This is a genomic window from Actinoplanes sp. GCM10030250 (assembly GCF_042666575.1).
GTDB lineage: Bacteria > Actinomycetota > Actinomycetes > Mycobacteriales > Micromonosporaceae > Actinoplanes.
Genome location: NZ_JBHTDO010000032.1, coordinates 86,559 through 93,931, shown reverse-complemented (window position 1 = coordinate 93,931; position 7,373 = coordinate 86,559). Strand labels below are relative to the sequence as shown.

Below are 7,373 nucleotides of genomic sequence, written 5' to 3'. Positions count from 1 at the left end.
CGACCGCGAGCAAGGCGACGGGGACCAGGGCGACCGCGAGCAAGGCGACCGCGACCAAGGCAACCGGGACCAAGGCGACCGCGAGCAAGGCGACGGGGACCAGGGCGACCGCGAGCAAGGCGACCGCGACCAAGGCAACCGGGACCAAGGCGACCACCGCGAAGACGGCTGCCACGAAGACGGCCGCTACGAGGGCAGGTACCAGGACTGCTACGAAGGCGACCGCTGCAAAAGCGACCGCCAGCAAGGCCACTGCCGGCAAGAAGGCCGCGACCAAGGCGACGACGGCCGGGACCAGGGCGGGGGCGAAGGCGACGCCTACCAAGGCAACCGCGACGAGGGCGACCAAGGCGACGGCGACCAAGGCCACGGCGACCAAGGCGACCAAGGCCACGGCGACCCGGGCGACTTCAACCCGGGCGACAGCTGCCAAGGCGACCGGGACCAAGGCCACGGCCGCAAAGACGACCGGGGTCAGGAAGGCCGCGTCGTCGCGGGGTGTGGGGCGGGCGGGTTCGGTCGCGGTGGCTGAGAAGCGGGCGGTTGCCAAGACCGCCAAGGCCAGGGTTGCTGTCGAAGCGGCCAGGTCGGCTGTCAGCAAGGCGGCTCGGGTGGCCGAGGCGGCTGTCACCGAAATGGCGGCGGAGGTCGGTACGGCTTCGGTCACCGCCAAGCGAGCCATGAACGCGGCCAAGAAGACGGCAGCCAAGCAAACGGCGGCCAAGAAGACGGCAGCCAAGCAGACGCCGGCTAAGAAAGCACCGGCCAAGACTGTAGCTAAGAAGGCGCCGGCCAAGACCGTAGCTAAGAAGGCGCCGGCCAAGACCGTAGCCAAGAAGGCACCGGCCAAGAAGCAAGCGCCGGCCAAGACCGTAGCCAAGCAAGCGCCGGCGAAGACAGCAGCCAAGCGAGCTCCGGCAAAGACGGTGACCAAGCAGGTGCCGGCGAAGCGGGCGGTCAACAAGTCGGCTGCTGCCAAGGCTGGGCGTGCCGACGGGAACTCGGCCAAGGCGACGCGGGTGACGCGTACGTCGGGGGCGAATGCCGGCGGTGGGCGCTCAGCGGCTGCCGGTAGCGGGCGAGGGTCGGCGGCGACTTCGAACGGTGGTCGCGGGGCAGGCGCAGCCCGGACCACGCGCAACACGACGAAGAGCAAGCGGTAGCAACACGACGAAGAGCAAGCGGTAGCAACACGGCGAAGAGCTAGCGGGAGCGACACGGGAAGAGGGAGCGGGCCACGCCGAGGGGCGGGGCCCGCTTCGCGCTGGTAGGAATGAGCCGTGCCGATCAAAGTGGTGTTGGCGGGGCAGATCGATTTTTCGGTGTTGCGGCGGGAGCTGAAGCTGCCGGGTGAGTTCTCCGAGGCGGTGCTCGCCGAGGCGGAGGAGGCCGCGCGGTCGACGCCGCTGCCGGCGATGGATCTCACCGAGGTGCCGTTCGTGACCGTGGACCCGGCCACGTCGCGGGATCTCGATCAAGCCATGCATCTGAGCCGGCGGGCGGGCGGTGGCTACCGCGTGCGGTACGCGATCGCCGACGTCGCCGCCTATGTTCGCCCGGGCGGGCCGCTGGCGGCCGAGAGCTGGGTGCGCGGGCAGACCATCTACCTGCCGGACGGGCGGATTCCGCTGCATCCGCCGGTGCTGAGCGAGGACGCGGTGAGCCTGCTGCCGGGCGGTGACCGGGCGGCGGTGGTGTGGACCATCGACCTGGACGCAGGCGGTGAGACTGTCGCGGTCGAGGTGGGCCGGGCGCGGGTGCGCAGCCGGGCGAAGCTGGACTACGCCGGTGTGCAGCGCGACGTCGACGCCGGGACCGCACCTGAGCCGCTGGCCTTGCTGCCGGAGATCGGTACGTTGCTGGCCGGCCGGGCGGCCGACCGGGGCGCGGTGAACCTGCCGCTGCCCTCGCAGGAGCTCGAGCGGGACGGTGACGGCTGGCGGCTGGTGCTGCGGGCGCCGCTACCGTTGGAGGAGCACAACGCGCACATCTCCCTGCTCACCGGCATGGCAGCGGCCCGGATCATGCTCGACGGCGGTATCGGCCTGCTGCGGACGATGCCGGCGCCGAAACCCGAGGCGGTGGCGAAACTGCGGGCCGCGGCGGAGCCGCTCGGCGTGCAGTGGCCGGAGGGCGCGACGGTCGGCGCGGTGGTGGCTTCCGTCGACCCGGCGAGCCCGCGAGGTGCGGCCTTCCTCGACCAGGCCGCGGACCTGCTGCGCGGTGCGGCCTACACGGCCTTCGGCGTCGCACCCGCGGACACCAGCGACGCGGCGGCGGGCGGGACGCAGCCGACGGGAAACGCGGCGACGACTCACGGGGCGCAGGCGGTGGGGGATGCGGCGGCCGGGCTGCCGGCTGAGACCGGACATGGCGGGGTGGGCGCGCCGTATGCGCACGTCACGGCGCCGTTGCGGCGGCTCGCTGATCGCTTCGCGACGGAGATCTGCCTATCCCTGTACGCCGGGAGCACAGTCCCCGACTGGGCGTCCGAAGCACTGCCGCGCCTGCCGAAGGCGATGTCCACGACTGACCGGCTGGCGTCCGCGGCCGACCGGGGCGCGATCGATCTGGCGGAGGCTGTGCTGCTGGAGCACCGTGTCGGTGAGATTTTCGAGGTGGCGGTGCTGGACCGGGAGGACGGGAACGGGAAGCGCCCGCCTGGCGGCACCGTCGCGCTCGACGATCCCGCCGTCCGCGCGAAGTGTCTCGGCGACCTGCCGCTCGGTCACCGCATCGAGGTCCGCCTCTCCACCGCCGACCCGGTCACCCGCACAGTCCGCTTCGAGTATCCCTGACCTCCGAGTATCCCCGCGCCACACAATGTCAATGTGTGCGCCTATCCGCCCTCCCCGGCCGGCCCCGGAGATCTTGAGGACTTCGCCGCGCGGCAGAGGCGGGTGGCGGGGGTTGGGGTTTGGGGTGAGATCGACGTGGCAGGTCCGCCCGGAACGGGCGCGATGAGGCCGGGGACGGCAGTCGGCCCGGCCTCGTGATGGCGTGACCGGGCACGACCGTACAAGAAAAAGGTTTTAGAAGGTGTGCTCCGCTGCTGGGAACTCACCGTTGCGAACCTCGTCGGCGAACTGTCGTGTCGCCTCGGTGAGTGCGCCCGCGAGATCGGCGTAACGCTTCACGAAGCGCGGCGCCTTGCCGGTGCGCAGGCCGGCCATGTCCTGCCAGACCAGCACCTGTGCGTCGGTGTCCGGGCCGGCGCCGATGCCGACGGTGGGGATCGGCAGTTCCTTGGTGATCTGTTTGGAGACCTCGCCGGGCACCATCTCCAGGACCACGGCGAACGCGCCCGCCTCGGCGACCGCGTGCGCGTCGGCGATGACCTCGGCGCCCTCGTTGTCGCGGCCCTGGACGCGGTAGCCGCCGATGGTGTGCTCGCGCTGCGGTGTGAAGCCGATGTGTGCCATGACCGGGATGCCGGCGCCGGTGATCGCCTCGATCTGCGGCGCCATCCGGAGGCCGCCCTCGAGTTTGACGGCGTGGCAGCCGCCCTCCTTCATGAACCGGACGGCGGTGCGGAGAGCCTGGGTGGGGCCCTCCTCGTAGGAGCCGAACGGCAGGTCGCCGACGATCAGCGCGGTCTTCGTGGCCCGGACGACGGCCTTGACCAGCGGAAGCATCTCGTCGACGGTGACCTGGACGGTGGTCTCGTAGCCGTAGACGTTGTTCGCCGCCGAGTCACCGACCAGCAGGACCGGTACGCCGGACTGGTCGAAGATCTGTGCGGTGTACATGTCGTAGGACGTGAGCATCGGCCAGCGGTAGCCGCGGGTCTTGGCGTTGAGCAGGTCGCGGGTGCGGACTCGGCGGGTCGGTGGTCCGCCGTACAGGGTCGGGATCTCGGACATCGCAACTCTCCTCCCTCGAGGCCGCGCGGATGCGGTCCCCGGGTGCGCAAATCTTCGCACCGGGAACCCGGCGGCGGTCAGGGTGTAGTGGAGGTTTTCACACCCATCCGACCACCCCACCCGCCGCCCTAAAACGGACTAGAATCCTTTCCTTCTTGAAACAGGTTCGTAATAGGAAGGCGCCGGTCACGGCCGAACGCCTTGCCGGAGATCTTGGTGCCCGGCGCTGATTGGCGGCGCTTGTACTCGGCGATGTCGATCATGCGGAGCACCCGGTCGACCAGCGCCGCGTCGTTGCCGGCCGCGACCAGCTCGTCCCGGCCGCGGTCGTGGTCGACGTAACCCTTGATGATCGGGTCCAGCACCGAGTAGTCGGGCAGCGAGTCGGAGTCCTTCTGGTCCGGGCGCAGCTCGGCGCTCGGCGCCTTGGTGATCGAGTTCTCCGGGATGGGCGGGGTGCCGGGCTGGGTGTTCCGCCAGCGGGCCAGCTGCCAGACCATCGACTTCGGCACGTCCTTGAGCGGGTTGAAGCCGCCCACCGAGTCGCCGTAGAGCGTCGAGTAGCCGACCGCGATCTCGCTCTTGTTGCCGGTGGTCAGAACCAGGTGGCCCTCCTGGTTGGAGAGCGCCATCAGGATGACGCCGCGGACCCGGGCCTGCAGGTTCTCCACGGCGGTTCCGGAGAGCGACATGTTGGCCAGGAACGCGTCGACCATCGGCTGGATCGGCTCCGAGCGGTAGTCCAGGCCGGTGCGTTTGGCCAGGTCGGCCGCGTCGTCCTTGGAGTGGCCGGAGGAGTAGCCGCTGGGCATGGAGACGCCGACGACGCGGTCCGGGCCGAGGGCGTCGACGGCGATGGCGGCGACGACCGCGGAGTCGATGCCGCCGGAGAGGCCGAGGACGACCGAGGGGAAGCGGTTCTTGTTGACGTAGTCGCGCAGGCCCATGGTCAGGGCGGACCAGACCTCGGCCTCGTCGGCGATCCGATCCGCGATGCCGCCGTCTCTCCGATCGTGATTTTTTGGGAGTTCGGTCTGGACAGCGAACCTGTTGATGGACATGTTGTCGCTTATCGCTTCTTCGACCGCCGGTGCGGCCGCGTCGGTCGACCCCTCCGGGTTCGGTTCGGCGTTCGCCACAGGCAGATCCAGATCGTGTACGAGTACCTGCTCGGTGAACTGACCAGCTCGGGTCAGCAGCTCCCCGCCGGCCGTCACGATCATCGAGTCGCCGTCGAAGACCAGCTCGTCCTGGCCGCCGATCGCGTTGACGTAGGCCACTGTCGCCCCGGCCTCGGCTGCCCGGCGCTGGACCAGCGGTAGGCGTACGTCGTCCTTGTTCAGCTCGTACGGCGAGGCGTTGATGTTGACCACCAGGCCCGCACCGGCCCGCCGCGCCGCGGTGAACGGCCCGCCGGCCTGCCAGATGTCCTCGCAGACGGTCAGCGCCACGTCGACACCGCCGAGGCGCACCACGGTCAGCGAGTCGCCCGGTTCGAAGTAGCGATCCTCGTCGAAGACGCCGTAGTTCGGCAGGTGGTGCTTGAAGTAGGTGGCCACCACCTCACCGCCGTGCAGCAGCGCCGACGCGTCCCGCCGCCCGCTGCCGGGCTCCGCCTCGGAGCTGGTCGCGGGCGGGCCGTCGGCGTCCACATATCCGACCACCACGGCCAGGTCGCCGAGCCCGTCGGCGGCCAGGTCGGCGGCGAGCGTGCGCAGCGACTGCCGGGACGCCTCGACGAACGAGTTCCGGAAGACCAGGTCCTCGATCGGATAGCCGGTCAGCATCATCTCCGGGAACGCGACGAGGTGCGCGCCGGCGTCGGCGGCCTGCCGGGACCAGCGGCGGATCGCGGCCGCGTTGCCGGGAATGTCACCGACTGTCGAATTCACCTGGGCGAGGGCGATGCGCAGCGTGGGCATGCCCCCATTGTTCCCCCGCGCGAGGCGTTTGGATCTCGACCCAGGGCGACGTCACAGGTCTTGGTCAGCGTAGTCTCGGCGCAAGACTTGGCTGAAGGGCGAGGGGTGGCAGTGGACCGACAGCAGGAGTTCGTGCTTCGTACGCTCGAGGAGCGCGACATCCGTTTTGTCCGGCTCTGGTTCACCGACGTGCTGGGCACGCTCAAGAGCGTGTCGGTCGCCCCGGCCGAGCTGGAGTCCGCCTTCGAAGAGGGCATCGGCATCGACGGCTCGGCGATCGAGGGCTTCGCCCGGGTCTACGAGTCGGACATGGTCGCCATGCCGGACCCCACCACCTTCCAGGTCTTCCCGTTCGAGGGCGGCGTCAGCGGCGAGAGCGCCCGGATGTTCTGCGACATCCTGCTGCCCGACGGCAACGCCGCCTGGGCCGACCCGCGCCACGTGCTGCGCCGGGCCCTGGCCAAGGCCGCCGAGAAGGGCTTCACCTTCTACACCCACCCCGAGGTCGAGTTCTTCCTCGTCCAGGACGGGCCCGCGGACGGCTCCGTGCCGATCCCCGTCGACACCGGCGGCTACTTCGACCACACCACCCACGCGGTGGCGCGAGACTTCCGCCGCCAGGCCGTGCTGGCCCTCGAGCGGATCGGCATCTCGGTCGAGTTCAGCCACCACGAGGTCGCGCCCGGCCAGCAGGAGATCGACCTGCGCTATGCGGACGCCCTCACCACCGCCGACAACATCATGACGTTCCGGCACGTGGTCAAGGAGGTGGCGCTCTCCCAGGGCGTCAAGGCGACCTTCATGCCCAAGCCGTATACCGATCAGCCCGGTTCCGGCATGCATACCCACCTGTCGCTGTTCGAGGGCGAGCGCAACGCCTTCTACGACAGCGAGGACCCGCAGAAGCTGTCCAAGACGGCACGCGCGTTCATCGCCGGTCTGCTGGTCCACGCCCGGGAGTACACGGCGGTCACCAACCAGTGGGTCAACTCGTACAAGCGGCTCTTCCCGCTCCAGCTGCCGGACCGGATCACCGAGTCGCCGGCGTTCGTGAGCTGGGGACACCTGAACCGCTCGGCGCTCGTCCGGGTGCCCGCGTTCGGCAAGCCCAACTCGGCCCGCGTCGAGGTCCGCTCGATCGACTCCGCGGCCAACCCGTACCTGGCCTTCGCCGTCATGCTCGGCGCCGGCCTCAAGGGCATCGAAGAGGGCTACGAGCTGCCCCCGGGCGCCGAGGACGACGTCTGGTCGCTGTCGCCGGCCGAGCGCAAGGCAGCGGGGTATGACGCACTGCCCGAGAACCTGTCGGAGGCCATCGAGGTCATGGCGGGATCGGAGCTGATCGCGGAGGTGCTCGGGGAGCACGTCTTCGACTTCTTCCTGCGCAACAAGCGGGCCGAGTGGGAGCAGTTCCGGCGAGAGGTCACTCCCTACGAGCGCCAGCGTTACCTGGGTGCCCTCTGATCGAGCACGCTTCCCGTGTCGTGCTGCCGGTCCTTTGCCGCAGCGCGACGGGGTGACAGAGCCCTGTCCGATCGACGGGGTAGATCGACTCGGCTACGGTCTTGACCTGATATCACGCGACAGA

General features: G+C 69.8%; 6 protein-coding genes. 3 read left to right on the top strand and 3 right to left on the bottom strand.

Annotation, left to right across the window (positions count from 1 at the left end):
- A partial coding sequence (locus ACFQV6_RS32890) for a hypothetical protein (protein ID WP_378031543.1) occupies positions 1–601 on the bottom strand: 601 nt, incomplete at its 3' end.
- Positions 602–611: 10 nt separating this feature from the next.
- Here ACFQV6_RS32890 and ACFQV6_RS32885 point away from each other — a divergent pair.
- A complete protein-coding gene (locus ACFQV6_RS32885; protein ID WP_378031542.1) occupies positions 612–1,163 on the top strand; it encodes a hypothetical protein in 552 nt (183 codons plus the stop codon).
- Positions 1,164–1,280: 117 nt separating this feature from the next.
- Complete coding sequence (locus tag ACFQV6_RS32880) at positions 1,281–2,798, top strand: RNB domain-containing ribonuclease (protein WP_378031541.1); 1,518 nt, start codon at positions 1,281–1,283, stop codon at positions 2,796–2,798.
- 234 nt (positions 2,799–3,032) lie between these two features.
- Here ACFQV6_RS32880 and panB read toward each other — a convergent pair whose 3' ends face one another.
- Together panB and ACFQV6_RS32870 are read right to left on the bottom strand one after the other, a co-directional pair.
- Positions 3,033–3,863 (bottom strand): 3-methyl-2-oxobutanoate hydroxymethyltransferase, encoded by an 831-nt coding sequence (panB, locus tag ACFQV6_RS32875; protein WP_378031540.1) that lies wholly within the window; start codon positions 3,861–3,863, stop codon positions 3,033–3,035.
- Positions 3,864–3,991: 128 nt separating this feature from the next.
- Complete coding sequence (locus ACFQV6_RS32870; RefSeq protein ID WP_378031539.1) at positions 3,992–5,785, bottom strand: NAD+ synthase; 1,794 nt, start codon at positions 5,783–5,785, stop codon at positions 3,992–3,994.
- Positions 5,786–5,896: 111 nt separating this feature from the next.
- On the opposite strand from ACFQV6_RS32870, the gene glnA reads away from it, so the two are divergent.
- Positions 5,897–7,249, top strand: a complete 1,353-nt coding sequence (glnA, locus tag ACFQV6_RS32865; RefSeq protein WP_378031538.1) for a type I glutamate--ammonia ligase — start codon at positions 5,897–5,899, stop codon at positions 7,247–7,249.
- The last annotated feature ends 124 nt before the right edge of the window (positions 7,250–7,373 follow it).

Bases quoted from the DNA above. Each gene is read 5' to 3' on its own strand.
- panB (WP_378031540.1), bottom strand. From the start codon at position 3,863: ATGTCCGAGATCCCGACCCTGTACGGCGGACCACCGACCCGCCGAGTC.
- ACFQV6_RS32870 (WP_378031539.1), bottom strand. From the start codon at position 5,785: ATGCCCACGCTGCGCATCGCCCTCGCCCAGGTGAATTCGACAGTCGGT.